The 19,436-nt window shown below is 61.9% G+C and carries 19 protein-coding genes and 1 tRNA gene; 7 read left to right on the top strand and 13 right to left on the bottom strand.

From position 1 onward, the window contains the following. Positions 1-5 precede the first annotated feature (5 nt). Together IGW03_RS03325 and htpG are read left to right on the top strand one after the other, a co-directional pair. Positions 6-1,472 (top strand): aminotransferase-like domain-containing protein, encoded by a 1,467-nt coding sequence (locus IGW03_RS03325; RefSeq protein WP_194721061.1) that lies wholly within the window; start codon positions 6-8, stop codon positions 1,470-1,472. 529 nt (positions 1,473-2,001) lie between these two features. Then, positions 2,002-3,915, top strand: coding sequence for a molecular chaperone HtpG (htpG, locus tag IGW03_RS03320; RefSeq protein WP_194721060.1), 1,914 nt, complete (start codon positions 2,002-2,004; stop codon positions 3,913-3,915). A gap of 120 nt (positions 3,916-4,035) precedes the next feature. On the opposite strand, the gene IGW03_RS03315 is transcribed toward htpG, so the two are convergent. Next, entirely contained in the window at positions 4,036-4,515 is a 480-nt protein-coding gene (locus tag IGW03_RS03315) for an acyl-CoA thioesterase (RefSeq protein ID WP_194721059.1), read from the bottom strand. A 22-nt stretch (positions 4,516-4,537) separates the two neighbouring features. Next, positions 4,538-4,972, bottom strand: a complete 435-nt coding sequence (locus tag IGW03_RS03310; protein ID WP_194721058.1) for a hotdog fold domain-containing protein — start codon at positions 4,970-4,972, stop codon at positions 4,538-4,540. 159 nt (positions 4,973-5,131) lie between these two features. On the opposite strand from IGW03_RS03310, the gene IGW03_RS03305 reads away from it, so the two are divergent. Next, entirely contained in the window at positions 5,132-5,719 is a 588-nt protein-coding gene (locus IGW03_RS03305) for a TetR/AcrR family transcriptional regulator (RefSeq protein WP_194721057.1), read from the top strand. Positions 5,720-5,731: 12 nt separating this feature from the next. Here IGW03_RS03305 and IGW03_RS03300 read toward each other — a convergent pair whose 3' ends face one another. From IGW03_RS03300 to IGW03_RS03285, 4 genes are all read right to left on the bottom strand, one after another. Next, complete coding sequence (locus IGW03_RS03300; protein ID WP_194721056.1) at positions 5,732-6,775, bottom strand: 2-dehydropantoate 2-reductase; 1,044 nt, start codon at positions 6,773-6,775, stop codon at positions 5,732-5,734. Between the two features lie 22 nt (positions 6,776-6,797). Further along, entirely contained in the window at positions 6,798-7,241 is a 444-nt protein-coding gene (locus IGW03_RS03295; protein WP_194721055.1) for an Mpo1 family 2-hydroxy fatty acid dioxygenase, read from the bottom strand. A gap of 62 nt (positions 7,242-7,303) precedes the next feature. After that, the gene (locus IGW03_RS03290) at positions 7,304-8,050 is read right to left on the bottom strand and encodes an AraC family transcriptional regulator (RefSeq protein ID WP_194721054.1); all 747 of its coding nucleotides are present in this window, start codon (positions 8,048-8,050) and stop codon (positions 7,304-7,306) included. A gap of 37 nt (positions 8,051-8,087) precedes the next feature. Then, positions 8,088-8,837 carry an SDR family oxidoreductase gene (locus IGW03_RS03285; protein WP_194721053.1) on the bottom strand — a complete coding sequence of 250 codons (750 nt, stop codon included), beginning with the start codon at positions 8,835-8,837 and terminating at the stop codon, positions 8,088-8,090. Between the two features lie 129 nt (positions 8,838-8,966). Between IGW03_RS03285 and IGW03_RS03280 the strand changes: the two genes are divergently transcribed. From IGW03_RS03280 to IGW03_RS03265, 4 genes are all read left to right on the top strand, one after another. After that, entirely contained in the window at positions 8,967-9,440 is a 474-nt protein-coding gene (locus IGW03_RS03280) for a DNA-deoxyinosine glycosylase (RefSeq protein WP_194721210.1), read from the top strand. 60 nt (positions 9,441-9,500) lie between these two features. After that, positions 9,501-10,358 carry a spermine/spermidine synthase domain-containing protein gene (locus IGW03_RS03275; RefSeq protein WP_194721052.1) on the top strand — a complete coding sequence of 286 codons (858 nt, stop codon included), beginning with the start codon at positions 9,501-9,503 and terminating at the stop codon, positions 10,356-10,358. Further along, on the top strand, positions 10,355-12,169 hold the full coding sequence (gene tfpB, locus IGW03_RS03270) for a type IV pilus assembly ATPase TfpB (RefSeq protein ID WP_194721051.1): 1,815 nt from the start codon (positions 10,355-10,357) through the stop codon (positions 12,167-12,169). Before IGW03_RS03275 ends, tfpB begins: the two co-directional genes overlap by 4 nt. A 314-nt stretch (positions 12,170-12,483) precedes the next feature. Further along, positions 12,484-12,559: transfer RNA gene (locus tag IGW03_RS03265), tRNA-Lys, on the top strand. Positions 12,560-12,813: 254 nt separating this feature from the next. Here the strand turns inward: IGW03_RS03265 and IGW03_RS03260 are convergent. The 7 genes from IGW03_RS03260 to IGW03_RS03230 form a co-directional block, all read right to left on the bottom strand. Continuing rightward, positions 12,814-13,908 carry a hypothetical protein gene (locus IGW03_RS03260; RefSeq protein ID WP_194721050.1) on the bottom strand — a complete coding sequence of 365 codons (1,095 nt, stop codon included), beginning with the start codon at positions 13,906-13,908 and terminating at the stop codon, positions 12,814-12,816. Positions 13,909-14,062: 154 nt separating this feature from the next. Beyond that, entirely contained in the window at positions 14,063-14,377 is a 315-nt protein-coding gene (gene flhD / locus IGW03_RS03255) for a flagellar transcriptional regulator FlhD (protein WP_194721049.1), read from the bottom strand. Between the two features lie 16 nt (positions 14,378-14,393). Next, the gene (locus IGW03_RS03250) at positions 14,394-14,714 is read right to left on the bottom strand and encodes a type II toxin-antitoxin system PemK/MazF family toxin (RefSeq protein ID WP_194721048.1); all 321 of its coding nucleotides are present in this window, start codon (positions 14,712-14,714) and stop codon (positions 14,394-14,396) included. Further along, positions 14,708-14,962 carry an AbrB/MazE/SpoVT family DNA-binding domain-containing protein gene (locus IGW03_RS03245; protein WP_194721047.1) on the bottom strand — a complete coding sequence of 85 codons (255 nt, stop codon included), beginning with the start codon at positions 14,960-14,962 and terminating at the stop codon, positions 14,708-14,710. Before IGW03_RS03245 ends, IGW03_RS03250 begins: the two co-directional genes overlap by 7 nt. A gap of 310 nt (positions 14,963-15,272) precedes the next feature. Next, positions 15,273-16,415 (bottom strand): hypothetical protein, encoded by a 1,143-nt coding sequence (locus IGW03_RS03240; protein WP_194721046.1) that lies wholly within the window; start codon positions 16,413-16,415, stop codon positions 15,273-15,275. Between the two features lie 506 nt (positions 16,416-16,921). Then, positions 16,922-18,202: a L,D-transpeptidase family protein gene (locus IGW03_RS03235; RefSeq protein WP_228534929.1), complete on the bottom strand. Its 1,281-nt coding sequence runs from the start codon at positions 18,200-18,202 to the stop codon at positions 16,922-16,924. Next, complete coding sequence (locus IGW03_RS03230; RefSeq protein ID WP_228534928.1) at positions 18,169-19,302, bottom strand: nuclear transport factor 2 family protein; 1,134 nt, start codon at positions 19,300-19,302, stop codon at positions 18,169-18,171. The genes IGW03_RS03235 and IGW03_RS03230 overlap by 34 nt, the downstream gene beginning before the upstream one ends. Positions 19,303-19,436 lie beyond the last annotated feature (134 nt).

Here is a 19,436-nt window from a genome sequence, read left to right as displayed (position 1 = left end):
GCAAAATGACCAATACAGCACGCTATGCGAAGGCAGCCGCCCTCAGTCTTGCCGCCGCCCCGGTTCTCTCCAGGGAGGCCGGCGAATCGCTGGTCGACCAGATCGTCCGTTCGATACAGGCGCGCATCGACGACAAACTGCTGCGCAGCGGCGCGCGCATGCCGTCGATCCGGCAGTTCGCGGAAACCCACCGCGTGTCGCGCTTTACGGTGGTGGAAGCCTATGACAGGCTGGTGGCGCAGGGCTTCCTGGAATCGCGGCGCGGCTCCGGCTTCTATGTGCGCGAGCGCGCGCCGATGATGACGGCCGCCGGCAATGTCCGCTCCGAGGAAGTCCCGCCGCAGCGGCTCGACGTGGTCTGGCTGGTGCGCAACATGTTCCGCCAGTATCCGGCGCACCGCACGCCGGGTTCCGGCCTGCTGCCGAACGACTGGCTGGACGGCGAACTGATCGCCAACGGCTTGCGGGCGATCAGCCGGCAGAACCAGAGCCAGCTTCTGCAGTACGGCAATCCGCAAGGCTTCCTGCCGCTGCGCCAGCAGCTGCAGCTCAAGCTGGCCGAACTGGAAATCGCCGCCACGCCGGAACAGATCGTGACCACTTCCGGCATCACCCAGGGGCTGGATATCGTGGCCCGGCATTTCACCCGTCCGGGCGACACGATCTTCGTCGACGACCCGGCCTGGTTCCTGATGTTCGGCTCCTTCGCCACGCTCGGCGCCAACGTGATCGGCATCCCCCGCCTGCCCGACGGACCGGACATCGCCAGGCTGAGCGAACTCGCAGCGCTGCACAAGCCGAAGTTCTACGTGATCAATTCCGTGCTGCACAATCCAACCTCGACCTCGCTGTCGGCCGCCAAGGCTTTCCAGATCCTGAAGATCGCCGAGCAGCACGATTTCACCATCGTCGAGGACGATATCTACTGCGACCTGCATCCCGGCAGCTCGGTCCAGCCGGCAACCCGCATCGCCTCGCTCGACCAGCTCAACCGCGTGATCTACCTCGGCGGCTTTTCCAAGACCCTGGCCGCCAACCTGCGGGTCGGTTTCATCGCCACCACCGAAGACATGGCCAAGCGGCTGTCGGACCGCAAGATGCTCTCGACTCTCACCACCTCCGACCTCGGCGAACGCATCGTCTACAAGATTTTGTCCGAAGGCCATTACCGCAAGCATGTCGACCGCCTGCGCGGCAAGCTCGACGGCACGCGCGACAAGATGATCAAGCAGCTGGAGCGGGTCGGGCTGACCATCGACATCAGCACGCCGGCCGGCATGTTCCTGTGGGCGGATGCGGGCCGCGACACCAATGTCCTGACTGAGAAAGCGATGTCCGAAGGCATACTGCTGGCGCCGGGGAGCTTGTTTTCGCCTAGCCAGCTGCCTTCGACGAGGATGCGGGTGAATGTGGCGTCGATGGGGGATGTGGAGGTACTGCGGTTTCTGGAGCGGGAGTTGGGGAGGGGTTAGAAGGTTTTTCTGGCTGGCTACCAAGCTAACGACGTTGTTTGCCGCGGAAACCTTCCTCCCCCTCTCCCGCAGGCGGAGAGGGGCCAGGGGGTAAGGACGGTTCATACGACAGCCGGAGGTCTTGGCAATCCCCCTCATCCCCAACCCTTCTCCCGCCTGCGGGAGAAGGGAGCGATCTCCGCTTTTAAGACTAGAGCAGGCGTTTCGGCTTCCATAGCCCCTCTCCCGCAGGCGGGAGAGGGGTTGGGGTGAGGGGGATTGCCAAGCCAGGCGCCCTCGCAACAGCCCTTACTCCGCAACCCACGACGCGGCTTGCATTGCAGGACGAGCCGGCTACGGCAGCGCACACCATGGTTTGCGAAGCTCTCTTTCACTCCGTGTGGGGAGAAGACAGCCATCATCTGCAACGAACGATCTCCAAAATTCCCTCTTGAAATCCCCACGGCAGCCCCCACCTCGCAGGAATTGTCAGACCGGCATCCGAGCCGGCTGCCTATTCCACTCCATCACATAGATTCTCGAGGTGAAAATGGCCGTAGCCGAAAAGCAAACCCTGGGTTTTCAGGCAGAAGTCAAGCAACTGCTGCAATTGATGATTCACTCCTTGTACTCCAACAAGGAAATCTTCCTGCGCGAACTGATCTCCAACGCTTCCGACGCCTCCGACAAGCTGCGCTTTGAAGCAATCAACAACAATGCACTGTTCGAAGACGATCCCGAACTGAAGATCAAGGTCACCTTCGACAAGGCGGCGCGCACCATCACCATCTCCGACAACGGCATCGGCATGAGCCGCGACGAGGCCATCGAGCATCTCGGCACCATCGCCAAGTCGGGCACCAAGGAATTCTTTTCCCGTCTCTCCGGCGACCAGCAGAAGGATGCGGCGCTGATCGGCCAGTTCGGCGTGGGCTTCTATTCCGCCTTCATCGTCGCCGACAAAATTACCGTCGACAGCCGCCGCGCCGGCCTGCCGGCCGACCAGGGCGTGCGCTGGGAGTCGACCGGCGAAGGCGACTTCAGCGTCGAGCAGATCGACAAGCCGGGCCGCGGCACCGACATCACCCTGCACCTGCGCGAAGGCGAGGATGAATTCCTCTCCATCTGGAAGATCAAGTCCGTTATCCGCAAGTACTCCGACCACATCTCGCTGCCCATCCTGATGCAGAAGGAGGAGTGGGATGAGGAGAAAAAGGAGACCGTGGTCAGGGACGAGTTCGAGACCGTCAACCAGGCCAGCGCGCTTTGGACGCGCAGCAAGTCCGACGTCAGCAAGGAACAGTACGAAGAGTTCTACAAGCACGTCTCGCATGACTTCGAGGCGCCGCTCGCCTACACCCACAACCGCGTGGAAGGCCGCAGCGAATACACCCAGCTGCTCTACATCCCGGCGCGCGCACCCTTCGACCTGTGGGACCGCAACAAGCGCGGCGGCATCAAGCTGTATGTGAAGCGCGTCTTCATCATGGATGATGCCGAACAGCTGATGCCGGTCTACCTGCGCTTCGTCAAGGGCGTGATCGACTCGGCCGACCTGCCGCTCAACGTGTCCCGCGAAATCCTGCAGGAGTCGCGCGACGTCAAGGTCATCCGCGAAGGTTCGACCAAGCGCGTGCTCGGCCTGCTGGAAGAACTGGCCAACGGCGACGAGCAGGAACAGAAGGACAAGTACGCGACCTTCTGGACCGAGTTCGGCCAGGTGCTCAAGGAAGGCATCGGCGAGGATCAGGGCAACAAGGAGCGCATCGCCAAGCTGCTGCGCTTTGCCTCGACCCACAACGACAGCGACGCGCAGACCGTGTCCTTTGGCGACTATATCGGCCGCATGAAGGAAGGCCAGGACAAGATCTACTACGTCACCGCCGACAACTATGCGGCCGCGAAGAACAGCCCGCACCTGGAGATCTTCCGCAAGAAGGGCGTCGAAGTCCTGCTGCTGACCGACCGAGTCGATGAATGGATGCTGTCCTTCCTGCATGAAGTCGAGGGCAAGGAACTCGCCTCTGTGGCCAAGGGCGACCTCGATCTCGGCAAGCTGGAAGACGAAGCCGAGAAGAAGCAGCATGAGGAAACCGAGTCCCAGTACAAGGAACTGGTCGAGAAGATGAAGACCGCGCTGGCGGACAAGGCCAAGGATGTGCGAGTGACCTTCCGCCTGACCGATTCACCGGCCTGCCTGGTGGCGGACGAGCATGAACTGTCCGGCAACCTGCTGCGCATGCTGAAGGCCGCCGGCCAGAATGCGCCGGAATCCAAACCCATCCTGGAAATCAATCCCGACCATGCGCTGGTGCAGCGCCTGAAGTATGAGGAAGCCAAGTTCGACGATTGGTCGCATATCCTGTTCGACCAGGCAACGCTGGCCGAAGGCGGCAACCTGGCCGATCCGGCAGGCTTCGTCAAGCGGCTCAACGACATGCTGCTCGGCATGGCGGGCAAGTAAATCACGGCAGCGCATGCTGCCAAATGCCTGATGAAAAAAGGAGCGGCGCCGATGGCCCGCTCCTTTTTCTTTGTGCAGCTTGATTTTTACTTTGGCATGGTGCTTTCGAACTTCGGCCCTTCAGGCCGCCGTACCCGGCATCCGGCCCGCCAGTCCCACCGCTTCCATCACCAGCCCCGGATCCACCACGCCCTCGCGCGAGCGGATCACGCCTTTCGACGTTCCCACCGCCGCTACCCTGCCTCCCGCGGTGAAGGTATGCGTCATGTAGAAGTACTTCGCATCCCAGTGCGTCACGGCCAGTTCGACCTCGAAGGGCTCGAACAGCTTCAACGGCTTCTTGTAGGTCATGGTGTGGTCGGCGATCATCGGCATCCATTTGCGCTTGAGCATCTGCTTCGCCAGTCCGGAGCGGATGAACAGGTCCACGCGGTTCAAGTCGCAGATGGTCAGGTAGCGGCCATTGTTCATGTGCAGGTTGATGTCGAGATCGTTCGGCAAGGTGCGCAGGCGAAGCCGGCTTCCAAATTCATCGGTCCCGATGCGCGGCCGGAACAGCGTGGACAGCAGCACGTACAGCATGCGAAACAGCAGATTCATGATGTCTTCCAGTCGTGGTCGCTTATCTTAAATTCATCGTGATGGTCGCGGTGAGGACCCGCTTGCCTTCGGTATCGAAGGCATCCACCGGCACCTCGACATTGCCGGTATGGTTCCAGTCGACCCCGGCACCGTCGGCCACGACACGCATGTCGGTTTTCGCCTTGGCCAGGTACTGCACGTTCATGCCGACCGGTATCCATTCCCGCCCCTCCGCAAGCGACACCGTCGTCATGGTGCCGGCGGCCAGTTCGGCGGCGTTGCACAAGGCGATCGCATGGACCGTGCCGATATGGTTGTGCACTTCGCGCCGATTGGCGAAGCGCACTTCGGCAAAGCCGGGACGCAGGTCGGTGAAGCTCGGCGCGATGGTCGAGAAGTAAGGGGCGAACTGCGTTACCGCCTTGCCGAAAGCCTCTTTGCCCATCTGCTGATACAGGGCCAGGGTGTTGTTCATTTCTGCTCCTTCATGAATGGGATGACGGCAGAAATTGCCGCTGCCGCGCAGTCGCGGTATGGTTCCAGTTCGTCGCATTGGCAGAATACCGCTCTAGAATCGTATTCTAGAATAATATTCTAGTCAATCCGGAATTCACCACGTCATGCAGAGCTGGAAATGTCCGTCGAAAAGAAAAGCAGAAAGCAGGAAATCCTTGATGCCGCCCTCGCCTGTTTCACCGAACACGGCATCGAGGCCACCACCATCGACATGATCCGCGAGCGCTCGGGCGCCAGCATCGGCAGCATGTACCATCACTTCGGCAACAAGGAGAGCATCGCCGCGGCGCTTTATGTGGCGGCGCTGACGGAGCATCATGCCTATCAGCAGGAGTTGCTGGACGCAGCCGGCACGGCCGAACAGGGGGTGCGCGCAATCACCCATGCCTATGTCGACTGGGTCGCCGCCAACCCCGACAAGGCGCGCTTCGTGCTCTACGGGCGCAGCGCGCTGGCCAGAGGCGGCATGGCCGAGGAACTGCGCGAGCAGACGCGTGCGCATCTTCAATCGGTACTGCAATGGTTTCAGCCGCATATCGAGGCCGGCCGGATCAGGAAACTGCCGGTGGAGCTCTACGGCTCGCTGATGACCGGCCCGGCGCACGACTACGCGCGGCTGTGGCTGTCGGGCCGGGCGAAAACCGACATCAAGGCCTATCGGGAGATATTTGCGGATGCCGCATGGGCGGCGATGAAGCCGGCATGAGCGCCGGCGCTGTCACCGCTCGGCGGCATGGACGACATTTCCTGCGGCATCAGGCATGGTTCGCAACGCCGCCAGCAACTCCCTGCCGCTGAACTGCCGCCCGCTGCCCTGCTCCGCTTCGCGGACCAGCGCGGCAATGCGCGCATTCGCCGGCGCCTGCCGTCCGTGAGCCTGCGCCAGATTCACCACCGCGCCGTTCAGGTAATCCACCTCGGTGCGCCGTCCGGCCTGCAAGTCTTCCCACGTCGATGAACGCGCTTGCGGATCGATGTTAAGCATGGCGCCGGCAACCCGGGTGAAGAGGAAATCCGGCAGCCGCAGCAGCACGGGCAGCATGCCGGGCGCCACCTTCGCTATTTTGGCCGGCCTGATGCCGGCCGCCTTCAGCACCGACAGCGCCTCGCCGATCAGCAGCGCCAGGCAGCGCCGGTAATCATGCTGTGACAATTCCGCCTTCAGCGGCAGGCCGGACAGCGCATTGACGGGATTGTTCAGGTTCAGCAGCAGCTTGCCCCACTGCACGGCGGTGAAATCCTCGCGTTCAAGCAGCGGCAGGCCAGCCTTTCGGAAAAGCTCCAGCCAGGGCGCCAGCCTCGGCGACGCCTCCACCATCAGTTCGCCTTCGGTGCCGCGGTGAAAGCGGCTGCTGTCCATCTGCACGACATTGAAAGGCACCATGCCGGCCAGCACGCGCTGTCCCGGCAGCGCGGCACGCAGGACATCGGCATTGCCGATGCCGTTCTGCAGGCTGATCACGAGTGCATCGGGATGAGCATGGAGCCGAATGCTTTCGGCCGCGTCGGCCGTATCGGCGCTCTTGACCGTGACCAGGATCAGGTCGGCATCACCCAGTGCCTGTGCATTCTCTTCGAAGGTAATGCGCCCGGCCTCGACATGCAGATCCGTGCCGCGCAGACCGGTCAGCCGCACGCCGCCGCGAGCAATGCGCTCGCGCATGCGCGAGCGCCCTATCAGAACGGCATCCGCGCCGGCCGCCAGCAGGGAAACGCCGACGTAGACGCCGATCGAGCCGGCGCCGAAGATTGCGATCTTCATCTTGTTCGGGAGAATGCAGCAGTCAGTAAGCAATGCGCATGCGGCGGTACAGGATGGCCAGCACGAACAGCGGGCCGATCAGCAGGAAGCGCAGGTCGTCGAAGAATGACGGCTTCTTGCCCTCGATCTTGTGGCCGATGAACTGGCCGATCCAGGACACGACGAATACCGCCAGCGAAACGGCCAGCACCTGCGACTGCGGCAGCAGCGAGAGTATCCACAGCATGACGCCCGACATCAGCAGCATGCCGAGCGCGAAGGACACCGACAGACGCAGGTAATAAACAAGGGAAACGGCCGAGACGGCCAGCGCTGCCAGCGGATGCAGGGCCCACAGCAGGCCGAGAAAGGAAAAGATGATGGCCGGGATGCAGATGCAGTGAATCACTTCATTGACGGGATGGCGGTGGCTCTCGCCGTATTTGTCCAGCAGGGCATCGACCTGACGTTGCGCAACAGTTTCCATGACAGTCTCCTAGTTCTAATGTAAGGCGGTTCTCTTTGCCCGCTCATCATCATCTTAGGACTTCACTGCGCAATCTGCTTGAACGCAATCGTCATCTTTTGCAGTTCCGACGGCATGACGCCGAAGGTATTGCGGAAGCTGCGGCTCATGTGCGCCAGGTCGGCAAAGCCGGCTTCATGGGCAGCGGCGGTCACGCTGTCGCCCCGGGCCACGGCCGCCACCCCGGCAAGAAGGCGCGTCCACAGCAGGTAGCGCGACAGCGACATGCCGGTCTGCTGGCGGAACAGATGCGTGAAGCGGCTCTCCGACAGATGCACCCGCTCGGCCAGCTCGGCACCGCTCGGCTCGCTGCCGGGATGCGCGGCAATCCACTCCAGCACGGCCGCGATGCGGGCATCGCAAGCGGCCGGCGAAAACGCCTGCGGCACCGCGCAGGCGATCCACTGCTCGGCCGCCTGCGCCGCGTTTTCCACGCCGAGTCCGCCCCTGCGCGCGGCATCGAGCGCGCTGCGAATCGACGCAAAATGCGGCAAGGCATGATACTGCGCAGGCATGACGGTGCCGATCGCCCGCTGGCGCAGCGGCATCTCGACGAACAGGTGCGCCAGCGTCGCACCGCCGCAGTCGAGCTGGTGCGCCTGGTTGGGTGCAAAGACCGCGGCGCTGGTTTCCAGCCAGGGCTGATCTTCTCCCAGGCGGGCGCGGAAGGGCCCGTCCAGACCGAGGGTCAGCTGCACCGCGAAATGCGCATGCGGCGAGGAATCGATGCCCGGCCCGACGATCAGCGCCCTGCCATGCCAGAGGAACATGCAGGCACGGTCGGCCCCATTACCGCCATTACCGCTGCTAACGGCCGCCGGCGACATCGATGAACGAACCCGTGGTGTAGGAAGCCTGATCGGACAGCAGCCAAAGGATGGCATTGGCCACTTCGAGCGCATCGCCGCCGCGCTTCATCGGCACGGCTTCCTTCACGCGGTCGACCCGCCCTGGCTCGCCGCCGCTTGCATGGATTTCCGTATAGATGACGCCGGGCCGCACGGCATTGACGCGAATGCCTTCGTTCGCCACTTCCTTGGCCAGGCCGATGGTCATTGCGTCGATCGCGGCCTTCGATGCGGCGTAATCGACATATTCGTTCGGCGCGCCCAGCTTGGCGGCAATCGACGATATGTTGACGATGGCGCCGCCATTGCCGCCGCGCGCGGTCGACATGCGGCGGACTGCCTCGCGCGCGCAGAGGAAGCTGCCTGTCACGTTGGTGGCGAAGACCCGGGCCAGCCGCCCGGCATCCATGTCTTCCAGGCGCATCTGGTGTTCGAGGATGCCGGCATTGTTGACCAGCGCGCCGATGTCGCCGAGCGACTGGTCGACCGCGCCGAACAGCCGGATGACGTCTTCCTGGGAGGAGACGTCCGCCTGCACCGCGATCGCCTCGCCGCCCGCATTGAGGATGGCCTGCACGACTTCGTCCGCTGCAGCGCGATTGTTGAGATAGCTGATGCAGACCGCATACCCCTGGGTAGCGGCCAGCTGGGCGGTCGCGGCGCCGATCCCGCGGCTGCCGCCGGTGATGAGGATGACCTTTCTGGACATGTTTTCTCCCGGTAGTGGTCTTTCCGATAACGACATATTAAACCAGCGTCCCGGCGGCGGTCGTGCCGCAGCGGCTACAATGCAGGCATGCCCTTCACTCCGACCCCGATTCCGATGACGCAGGGCGCCCTGCTGGCCGGCTTTCCGCCAGTACTCGACCAGTCCACGCGCATCGTGATCCTCGGCAGCTTCCCCGGCGCCGCCTCGCTTGCGGCGCAGCAATATTATGCCCACGCGCGCAACCAGTTCTGGCGCCTGCTTTCAGCCGTGCTGGATGATCCGATTGCCGGCCTGCCCTACGAGCAGCGGCTGGCCCGGCTGCTGGGCCATCGCATCGGCCTGTGGGACGTCATCGCCCTGTGCGAGCGCGAAGGCAGCCTCGATGCCGACATCCGGCAGGCCCAGGCCAACGACTTCGCCATGCTCAGGCATGAGGCGCCGGAGCTGCACCGGGTTTGCTTCAATGGCAAGACGTCCGGCAAGTACGCACCCTACTTCGCCGAGGCCGGATTTGAAACACTGGTGCTGCCTTCGTCCTCGCCCGCCAACGCCCAGCTTTCCTTCGAGGAAAAACTGGCGCAATGGAAGAACATCATTCTGTAGAATGACAGAAACATTTTTTACCGTCCGCCTTCCCGGCGCACGGCAGATTACCTGATCGCCATGCTCATCAAACGCAATTCCATGGAAGCGCAAGCCAACCGCAAGGCCGGCCCCGGCAAGTCCGGGAAACCGGAAACTGCCGCCAAGGCCAAGGCCCCGCGCAAACCCAAGTTCGCACCCATCACCCTGTCCGAACAGAACGGCGTGGTCTTCCTTCATTTCGGCACCGAGTGGGTACAGGGCGCGATGCGCAAGCGCAAGCCCGACTGGATCGAGCTGGAATATGCGCAGCAGATGATGTCGTGGATGCTGTTCATCGAGCAGCCCGCCCATATCGCCCAGCTCGGCCTCGGCACCGGCGCGCTCACCAAGTTCTGCTACCGGCAGTTTCCGGAAGCGCGGGTGACGGCGGTCGAACTCAATCCCGGCGTCATCACGGTCTGCCATTCCATGTTCAAGCTGCCGCAGGAAGACGAGCGGCTGTCGATACGCGAAATGGATGCAATGGAATTCGTCACCGATCCGGCCAACCACGGCACGCTTGATGCGCTTCAGGTCGATCTCTACGATGCCACCGTCAAAGGACCGGTGCTGGATACGCCGGAATTCTACGAAGCCTGCGCCGCCTGCCTCAAGCCGCACGGCATCATGACGGTCAACCTGTTCGGCGACCATCCCAGCTACAACAAGAATTACAAGGCGATGCGCTACGCATTCGCGGATACGCTGTGCCTGGCGCCCGTCCATGAGGGCAACGTGGTGGTGGTCGCCTTCAAGACCAAGCCGGAACTCGACTTCAAGGTCCTGCACGAGCGCGCCGCGCAAATCACCGCCGCCACCAGGCTGCCGACCAAGTCCTGGGTCAACGGCATGCAGGCCTGGCACAAGCTGCGCCTGGAAAAACTGGAAAAGCCATGAACGCAAGACTCGATCAGGCCGGCGCCCCGGCGGCAAAGCCCGCGGCCCGCGCCATCGACCTGCAGCAGATTTTCAGCTGGCTGCTTGCCGACGGCATCGTGGCCAAGGCGGATGCGAAAGCGCTCTTCAACCAGGCGCAGGCGCTGCTGCGCAACGCCACCGTCGCCATGCATCCGCTGACCGCGGTGGCGCAGTGCAAGCTGCAGTCGGCCGCGCCGCCCCACCGGCTGCTGACGCTCGACTGGCTGAGCGAATGGATGGCCGGCAAGGTGAAGCTGCCGTTCTTCCGCATCGACCCACTGAAGATCGACTTCACCAAGGTGGCCGATGTGATGTCGGCCACCTATGCAAGCCGCTTCAACATCCTGCCGGTGGAACTCACGCCCACCGACGTGGTGATCGCCACCGCCGAGCCGCTGGCGGTCGAATGGGAAGCCGAGATTGCGAAGATCACCCGGCGCAGCGTGCGGCTGGTGGTCGCCAATCCGCTCGACATCGCGCAGTACACCGCGCAGTTCTTCACGCTGGCCAAGTCCATCAAGGGCGCCAACAAGTTCGGCAACCAGGATGTGTCCCTGCGCAGCAATTTCGAACAGCTGGTCGAACTCGGCAAGAGCAACAAGACGCTCGATGCGAATGACCAGCACATCGTCAACATCGTCGACTGGCTGTGGCAGTACGCCTTCGAGCAGCGCGCCTCCGACATCCATCTCGAACCCAAGCGCGACCTCGGCGCGATCCGATTCCGCATCGACGGCGTGCTGCACCAGGTCTACCAGGTGCCGATCGCGGTGATGATTGCGATGACCGCGCGCGTCAAGCTGCTCGGCCGCATGGATGTGATTGAAAAGCGCCGTCCGCAGGATGGCCGTATCAAGACGCGCACCGCCGGCGGACAGGAGATCGAGCTGCGCCTGTCCACGCTGCCCACCGCCTTCGGCGAAAAGCTGGTGATGCGTATCTTCGATCCCGAGGTCGTGGTCAAGACGCTGCCCGAACTTGGCTTTCCTCCGGATGACGCAAAGCGCTGGGATGCGCTGACAGCCCGGCCGCATGGCATCATCCTCGTCACTGGCCCTACCGGCTCCGGCAAAACCACCACGCTGTACACCACGCTGAAGGCGCTGGCCACCTCCGAAGTGAACGTCTGCACCGTCGAGGACCCGATCGAGATGGTGGAAGGCAGCTTCAACCAGATGCAGGTCCAGCACGGCATCGACCTGTCCTTTGCCGACGGCGTGCGCGCCTTGATGCGGCAGGACCCTGACATCATCATGGTCGGCGAAATCCGCGACCTGGAAACGGCCGAGATGGCGATCCAGGCGGCGCTGACCGGCCACCTCGTGCTGTCGACCCTGCATACCAACGATGCGCCCTCGGCGGTAATGCGTCTGCTCGAACTCGGCGTGCCCTACTATCTGCTGGAAGCGACCCTGATCGGCATCATGGCCCAGCGGCTGGTGCGCACGCTGTGCCCGGACTGCAAGAAGCCGGATGGTGAATTGAACGACGACGTCTGGAACGGACTGTCCGAAGGCTGGACGCTGCCCAGGCCCAAGACGGTCTACCGCCCGGTCGGCTGCCCGGAATGCCGCCAGACCGGTTATCGCGGCCGCACCGGCCTGTACGAGCTTCTCACCATCACCCAGCCCTTCTCCAAGCTGATCAAGGAAGCAACCGACATCCATGCGCTGCGCCGTCAGAGCATCAGCGACGGCATGAAGCCGCTGCGCATCGCCGGCGCGCTGAAGATCGCCGAAGGCCTCACCACTGCCGACGAGGTGCTGAAGGTGACATCGGCATCAAGCTGATCAGTGCCATGTAACAACAAAATTGGAACCGGCGCCGAAGAGCCTGTTTGAAGATTTACTGCGGTGCCCTGCGTTCCTCGCGTATGCGAGCGCTCCTCGTACCGAACTCAAGCCGCTCGCTACTGTCTTGAACAGGCTCCAAGGCGTTTTCATGCTGCGAGCGAATGCGCAGAATCGCTGCCGCGAGTTCATTGCCCAAACCGACGCACACGGCAGCGGCACATGTCCCCACAGCGAAAATTCTTACCACGCGAAAACTTTTTCCCTCTTGGCCTTCCAAATCCGGAGATTGTTGCTATAATGCGGGCCTCGTTGGGTCGTTAGCTCAGTTGGTAGAGCAGCGGACTTTTAATCCGTTGGTCGCAGGTTCGAGTCCCGCACGGCCTACCAGAATTAGAAGGGTCTAAGTGAAAGCTTAGACCCTTTTCTGTTTTGTTCCCCGTATTTCGAGGCATTCCGAGTCCGTAGGCGCCTCATGCACCACGAAACCCTTGCCCCCTCCCCTTCAAGGGGAGGGTTGGGGTGGGGATGGGTTTGACGCGGGTCGCTAAACCCATCCCCACCCTGCTCCTCCACCTCGCCGGCCGCCCTTGAAAGGGCGGGAACGCACTGATTACCGCATCAAACCTGTTCAGTTCACCGACCTAGAAATACCAGGTATAGGCAGCCAGCGCGGCCGTGCCGACCGCTGCATGAAGAAGATAGAGAAGGATCTGGCGGGTACGGGACGATGAGGATGCCTTGCCGTCTTTTGACGAAGCCTTGCTTCCAGAAGCGAGGGCGCCCGCTTCCTGCTCCAGCACATCAACTTCAACGGGAATGGCAGGCGCCTGGGACGCAAAGGTCCGCCGCGGAACCGGAATCGACTTTACCGGCGCCGTTTCCACGGGTCTTGCTTCAGCCACAGGTGCCGGACGCGGCCTGGGGGATGTCGCCTCCTGCCGCTGCTCGACATTGATGCGCCCGGTCGTCAGCATGAGGTGCAGTTCCTGAATGCTGGGCTTGCGCTGGTGCACGCGCTCCCATGCGCGGATGAGATTCACATGCCCCTCGCCCATCAGGGCATCATGCAGCGCATCGCCCATCTCACGCCCCTTGGCGACAGCCTGCTCGAGCTGCTTGTCGTGCATGTTTTCCGCCGTCTCGATCAAGAGGCGCATCCGCGCATGATCACGGCAATCGCGCAGGTCCTCTTCAAGGTCGTGGAATTCGATCTGCGCATCGATCTGCACCGGCGGATCGAAGATGAGCGCGGGGTTGAAGCCCCTGAGTTCAAACAGCGCACGCACCGGGAAATCGAGCTGCAGCGCTTCGCTGCCTTCAATTTGCCCGCCACGCAGGGTCACCGGCTCGAGGAACAGTCGGGAGCGGCAATAACCGCGGAAGAACGAGGCAAAGGGTTCGATATCCGCTTTCCTCAGCGAAAGCGGCTTGCTCCAGAGTTCGCCTTCGCTTTCATCATCAAGAGGGATCAGTGCGGAACGGATGCGCGGAATGCGCAGGACCTTGTCGATCCAGTAGTCGCGAAGACGGTCGACGTCGCCGATGAAGCTCTTCTGCGCGCCGTCGTTCGGCGCCGCCGCTTCCTTCCTGACGGCTGCTCCGTCCTTGCGCTGCGGAGCATGTCCCGCGGCTCCGGGGGCGAGCTTCTTTCTCTGTTCAGCGGCTTCCTGGAGAATCCGGTTCTGACGTTCGGTTTCCCATTGCAGAGGATTGTCGACGACATCCAGGGCATGCATTTCAACCTCCGTGCCAGCCGGCGTTGAAATCGGAATCCCGGAGAGACCATGCACAAGCACGCGTGTGCGTTACCGTCCTCTTTCCGCATTCGGCGGAAAGAGGCGATAAGGACATTCGGCCGCGGCGCTTGCAGATGGTCACGCCAGTCGCTCGTCAGACCAGAGCTTCCGGCGCCTGCGAAGCCATGATGATCGATGCATGCACAGGAGCCGCCGCCGCACCCGCCTTGTCGCGCAGCAGCGTGGAAAGGATGGCGGTATCGTTGAAGCGGAAGCGGGAAAGCATGACATTGCAGCTCGCCATCTTCAGAACCTGCGCATTGCTCATGCCCGCGATCAGGTCGGCGATTTCGCCGCTGATGCCGAGCCGGAAAATGGCTTCGGCGCGATCGTCGCGGATCATCTGCTGAGCAATCATCAGGTAGCTGAGATTGACATCGCGAATCTCGGACAGGTAGTCGTTGGCCATGTGAGTCGTCCTTATCTTAATAAGCGAAAACTTCTTGTAATACTTCGAGAGTCTTAGCCATGGTGTCATCGCCGATCACACCAAGCTTCCTTATCAACCGCGCTTTTTCCAGCGTATGGATCTGGTCAAGCATAATGAGCCCCTGCTTGCCCATGAACATGACGGGAATCCTGAACGGCGCCGGCATGTCGTGCGTGCTCATCGGCGCCACGATCAGCGTGCTCAGGTATTCGTCCATTTCTTCGGGGGACACGATGACGCAGGGCCAGCGCTGCTGCGTCACACTACCGACCGGTTTTTCGAAGTCAACCAGCCATACATCGGCGCGCTTTACCATGTAAATCCAGCTTCTGCGTCATTCGTGATCAGCGGCCATGCAATTGCCTGTTCCGCCGTGCTCGCCGCGATTTTCTGGCAGGCCTCGGCCCAGCCTTCACGCGATTTTTTCTTCGGCTTGCGGATCACGATCGTGTCGTTTTCCACGTCGATGTCCACCTCGCCGATATCAAGACCGGTCTGCAACAAGAACGGTTTGGGAATCAATATTCCCTGTGAATTACCCATCTTGCGTATTGCAGTCTTCATAGAAATTCCTTTAACAGAATGTACGAACATAGTACAACAAACTTCCCTGACGGCAAATGTTTATTTAAACAATGTTCGAACTTTTCAGCAGGAAATGCTACTTAGTATTTACCGATGTACATACGATGTACAAACGGCGCAACAAGTCTTAACAGACCGCTTAAAGTGGTTTGGAGAATTCGGCAAGGACGTGGTTAACGATGATGCGCTTCGGGATGCCGAAGGCAGATGAAGAAGCAATAGTGGCAGTGCACACTGCCGCTTCCCGGTCTTCGCGGGACGCATGGAAGTGAATACTTTGTTCTAACAATCAATAGTTGTAAACACTGTTCGGCTTGGCGTAGGACGGGCAGCCGTTCTTGCCCCACATGCCGTTACAGAGCTTCCATTTGCATTGTTCGCGCCGGAAGATGTTCGACGCCGCTTCGCATTGCGCGAGCAAGGCCTTGTAGTTGGTAGCCGAAGCCAGCGTGCTGGCCGGCGGGTTGCCGCTTTCTTTCTTCTGCGCCGCTTGAGATGTATTGCGTTCATCGTCGCCGCGCCGCGCCGTGCCGTTCTTCTTTTTCAACTCCTCGTCAGCCTGGCGCCGGATGCGCTCAATCTCCTGGCTCTTCGCATTCTTCGCCACTGTCGTCCGCTTGGAAGACGCGGCTGCAGCGGATGCCTTGTCATCGGCCTGCTTGGCCCGGCTTGCCGACGCCGCATCAGGCGATACGGCGGGCTTGCGCGATGCCTCCGGCGCCGCAGCCGAACTCGATGCGCCTCTGGCTGGTGTCGGTGCCGGTGCCACGCTTTCTTCCGTGTCGCTGCCGCCTGACGATACTGCTGCCGACGATAGCGGTGCCGGAGTCAACGCCGGCGCTGCCGAGGCAAGCGATTCCTCCATCGCCTCGGGCGGCCTGCCGTCATATGGCAACTCGCTGGAACGGATCCCGCGCACGCCCTGCGGTTCTGATGCGGCGGTTGCGCCCGATGCTCCTTGCACCTCTTGCGGCGCCTGCGTATTTTTCCGGCGAAGCAATTCTTCGTACGGCGGCAAGTCGGGTTTGGCTGCAACGATGCCAGGCACCGGCGAGGACTGAGCCGAGTGCCGGTCAGCGGAATCTGCCCACCAAGCACCTCCCAGGCCGGCCGCGGCACCGAGCGTGAAAATCAGCGCCATATGAATTGCACGGAAACCCCTGCGCCGCCGGCTGGCCATGGGTTCGCTGTAGGCGGCATAGCGTGCCGCGTACTCGCGCTGGAATTCTTCATAAGCCGGATTCGGAGGCAGGGGGTTGGCGCGGTATGCGGACGCATCGAAAGCTTCCCGCTTGGGGCGCTCTTCCGTATGGACCGGATTACCTTCCTTCAACGGCTGCGCCGCGCCCACATGCGGAGTTTCCGCATGTGGCGCATTGCGGCCTGGCGCCGCAGCATCCGGTTTGGGAATCGGTGAAGAAAATCCGGTCAAGTAACGTGTCCTCCGAAGCAATGCAGCGACCGCCGTTCCCGGCAGTGACGCTGCTGGAACGGCTCTCCTGTCAGGCGGGCGCATGGGGCTCGGCCGGGACATGGCAGCCGCTGGACTGGATGTATTTATCGACACAGTGCGGGCGGCATGCGAACGGTCGCACCGCGCGCAGATCTGGGCGGTTTTTTCCGCTCCGCAATATGGGCACCGCATGTTGAACTCGCCTGATGTAACGGTTACTTATGTCAGGAAAGACAACGTGGTACTTCAGTGGTTCAACAGCATAGAGGAGAGAGTTGCGATTTGCCATGTCTCCGATGCGCAATCGCTCGGGCGCTTGAGTTGGCTCATATCCGGCCAAGGCATGGCACCGGATGGAACTGCGGACTTGGCCAGAAAGGAGTCAGCCGATCAGAAACCGGCAGCGAGAAGATGGATGCCAGGCAACATGGCCGCAGGAAAAAGACACGATTCCGCATGATGCGGACGAACCCTTCCTATCGGCATCACAAAGTCACTTCATGCAGGACTTTCCAGCTTGCGCCTTCCCTTGTCCAGTACTGGCGCTTGCGCAGGGTGCTCTTGCTCTTCCCTATCATTGTTTCCTGGGTGAACGTACTGACGATCATGTCATCGCGGCCGGGATAGAAGAAATGCGTCATGTCGCGCAGGACCAGCTTCAATGCCTTGACATTGCCGAGCGACTGCTGGTGCTTGCCGAGCCAGACATCGACGTCTTCCCCGCGGTCGGACTTGAACTGGCGCGAATAATTGCGGGCAATGCGCGCGGAATCCATGCTTTCCACGTCCTGGCGCCAACCTTCGAGAATGCGGGCGGCGGCGGCGCGGTCATTGTCCCACTTGGTCTTGTTGACGAAGTCGATCGTCTCGCTGATCACGACGGGCGTCTTGCCGATCTCGACCGAGTTCGACAGCCTGTGCAGGTCGGGATTGGTCAGCACGACGCAGCCGTCCGACGACAGCGGCGGGCGGCTGAAGCTGTCGGAAGGCGTACCGTGCAGCCAGATGCCGGAACCGCTGCGGCCGTTCAGCTTATCCCACTCGTTCGGATAGTTGATGGGCAGCGCGCCCGAACCGTAGAAGTCCGGCAGGCGGGCGCCGGAAAGCCGGCTGGTGATGTAATAGATGCCGATCGGGGTTTTCTGGTCGCCTTCCTTGAGCTTGTTGACGCCGTACTTGCCCTGGCTGATGTAGTAATCGCTGACCAGCTTCAGCTTTCCTGCCTGGTGGGCATACACATAGAGCCGGGAGCGTTTGGCATCGACCAGCAGCACATGCTTCTGGTCGTCGCGCAGCTGAAGCACCTGGCGCGGAATCAGATCCGGGTCGGGGCGTTCGCGCAGGGACTTGAGACGCACCATCGCTTCTTCGCGAAGATTCTTGAGCTTGTCCTCGGGGCCGTCCACGGCGCCCAGTGTGGTCACCGGCCTGCTGTGCATCAGCAGCAGGTCGCCGCGGATCAGATGGCCGAGGCGGAAGTTCGGATAGGCTTCGACCAGCCGGTCGGCCTTCTCAAGGGCGGTGCGCAGATGATTGGCGCCGAGTTCCTTGTAGACTTCGATCAGAAGAACTTCGGGGTTCGGCTTGGAAGCCAGCGCCTGCATTGCCTCCCGCACCGCAGGGCTGGTGGCCGCTGCAGGGCCGGACAGGCTCCAGCCGGTCGCAAGCGCGAAGGACAGGCCGACGAGCATTCCGCGCCGGATGAGCGGCTGATGAGGTCGAAAGCAGAACATCAACCGCCCGTGCTTTCCTGCTTGATCTTCCATTTCCCGGCCTGCTTGGTGAGCACCAGGGTCTTGCGGGTATTGGCGGTCAGCTGATCCGACAGGTAGACCTGCCGGAATTTCACGGTGGCCGTGTTGCCACTGACGCTGACCTGCGGCGATTCGATCTTTACGTTGATGCGTCCCTTGCCGGCGATGCGGCTGCGGCGCTCTTCTTCCCATGCCTTGCGGGCCTGCCCGTTCGGCACCTGGAAATCACTGCCGTAAGCGGCCAGATATCCCTTCACGTCCTGTGCGCTCCAGGCCTTTGCCCAATCGCGCACGGCATCGATGACGTCGTCGCGCTCGCCATTGTTGTCAGGCGCAGGTTTGGCTGCCGGTTTCGATTCCTTGGCAGCTTCCTGCTTCTCCTGTTTGTCCTGCTTCTCGGGCTTCGCGGGGACAGGCTTGGCAGCGGCGACCTGCTCCGCCGGCTTGGCCGCAGGAACTGGCGCAGGTGCGGGCGCCGGAGCCGGCGTTGCGGCCGGCGCCGGTGCGGGCTTGGGTGCCGATGCCACGATCGGCTCGGGCTGCTTCTGCGGAATGGCTGACGGCTTGACGTTGCCGGCCAGGCCGTTGACGCTGACCAGCGAGCGCATCAGTGTCAGCTTGGACTTGGCCGCCGAATTGCCGGAATCGAGCTGCAGCGCCTTGTCGTAAGCCTGGCTGGCGAGCTTCGCATGCACGTCCCCGAGATTCTCGTAGGCGGTGGCGTAGGTTGGATTGGTGCGGATCGCCGAATCGAGCGCGGCCCGCGCCTTGTCATACTGGCCGGATGCCGCATACAGCACGGCGAGGTTGTTGTACGGTTCCGGCAGGGTCGGATGATCTTCCGTCAGCTTGCTGAAGACGGCGATGGCTTCGGCGGACTTGTTCTGCTCGGCCAGGATCACGCCTTTCAGAAAACGCAATTGCGCATCGCGGGGCGTACGGGCGAGCGAGGCATCGACCTTGCCCAAGGCCTCGCCATACTGGCCGGCGCGCATGAGCTTGTTGATATCGGCTGCGTCATCCGCCAGCACGGGCGCGGCACAGAGTGCAGCGAGCAGTCCTGACAGAACGATGCTTGTATTGATGGCAGGACGCAAACGGAACTTGGACATGCGACGGGACGAGAGGATCATGAATCGATGGGCGTTATTTTGCAGCAAAAACCGGGCACGCGAAACAAGAGTTCGCGCATCCGGCTGCGATGCGATTGCCGCTACAACAGCCAGATTGTCAACAAAGACAGGCT

The organism is Noviherbaspirillum malthae, assembly GCF_015352985.1.
GTDB classification, from domain to species: Bacteria; Pseudomonadota; Gammaproteobacteria; order Burkholderiales; family Burkholderiaceae_D; genus Noviherbaspirillum; species Noviherbaspirillum malthae.
Note: the sequence above shows the minus strand (reverse complement) of the source record. Positions and strands in the feature narration are given on the sequence as shown.

Coding starts and splice junctions, on each gene's coding strand:
- IGW03_RS03250 (WP_194721048.1), bottom strand. CDS start 14,714: ATGGTAAAGCGCGCCGATGTATGGCTGGTTGACTTCGAAAAACCGGTC.
- IGW03_RS03235 (WP_228534929.1), bottom strand. CDS start 18,202: ATGGAAGATCAAGCAGGAAAGCACGGGCGGTTGATGTTCTGCTTTCGA.
- htpG (WP_194721060.1), top strand. CDS start 2,002: ATGGCCGTAGCCGAAAAGCAAACCCTGGGTTTTCAGGCAGAAGTCAAG.
- IGW03_RS03300 (WP_194721056.1), bottom strand. CDS start 6,775: ATGAAGATCGCAATCTTCGGCGCCGGCTCGATCGGCGTCTACGTCGGC.
- IGW03_RS03245 (WP_194721047.1), bottom strand. CDS start 14,962: ATGAAGACTGCAATACGCAAGATGGGTAATTCACAGGGAATATTGATT.
- IGW03_RS03310 (WP_194721058.1), bottom strand. CDS start 4,972: ATGAACAACACCCTGGCCCTGTATCAGCAGATGGGCAAAGAGGCTTTC.
- IGW03_RS03315 (WP_194721059.1), bottom strand. CDS start 4,515: ATGAATCTGCTGTTTCGCATGCTGTACGTGCTGCTGTCCACGCTGTTC.
- IGW03_RS03230 (WP_228534928.1), bottom strand. CDS start 19,302: ATGTCCAAGTTCCGTTTGCGTCCTGCCATCAATACAAGCATCGTTCTG.
- IGW03_RS03285 (WP_194721053.1), bottom strand. CDS start 8,837: ATGTCCAGAAAGGTCATCCTCATCACCGGCGGCAGCCGCGGGATCGGC.
- IGW03_RS03290 (WP_194721054.1), bottom strand. CDS start 8,050: ATGTTCCTCTGGCATGGCAGGGCGCTGATCGTCGGGCCGGGCATCGAT.
- IGW03_RS03295 (WP_194721055.1), bottom strand. CDS start 7,241: ATGGAAACTGTTGCGCAACGTCAGGTCGATGCCCTGCTGGACAAATAC.
- flhD (WP_194721049.1), bottom strand. CDS start 14,377: ATGGCCAACGACTACCTGTCCGAGATTCGCGATGTCAATCTCAGCTAC.
- IGW03_RS03325 (WP_194721061.1), top strand. CDS start 6: ATGACCAATACAGCACGCTATGCGAAGGCAGCCGCCCTCAGTCTTGCC.
- IGW03_RS03260 (WP_194721050.1), bottom strand. CDS start 13,908: ATGCATGCCCTGGATGTCGTCGACAATCCTCTGCAATGGGAAACCGAA.
- IGW03_RS03305 (WP_194721057.1), top strand. CDS start 5,132: ATGTCCGTCGAAAAGAAAAGCAGAAAGCAGGAAATCCTTGATGCCGCC.
- tfpB (WP_194721051.1), top strand. CDS start 10,355: ATGAACGCAAGACTCGATCAGGCCGGCGCCCCGGCGGCAAAGCCCGCG.
- IGW03_RS03275 (WP_194721052.1), top strand. CDS start 9,501: ATGCTCATCAAACGCAATTCCATGGAAGCGCAAGCCAACCGCAAGGCC.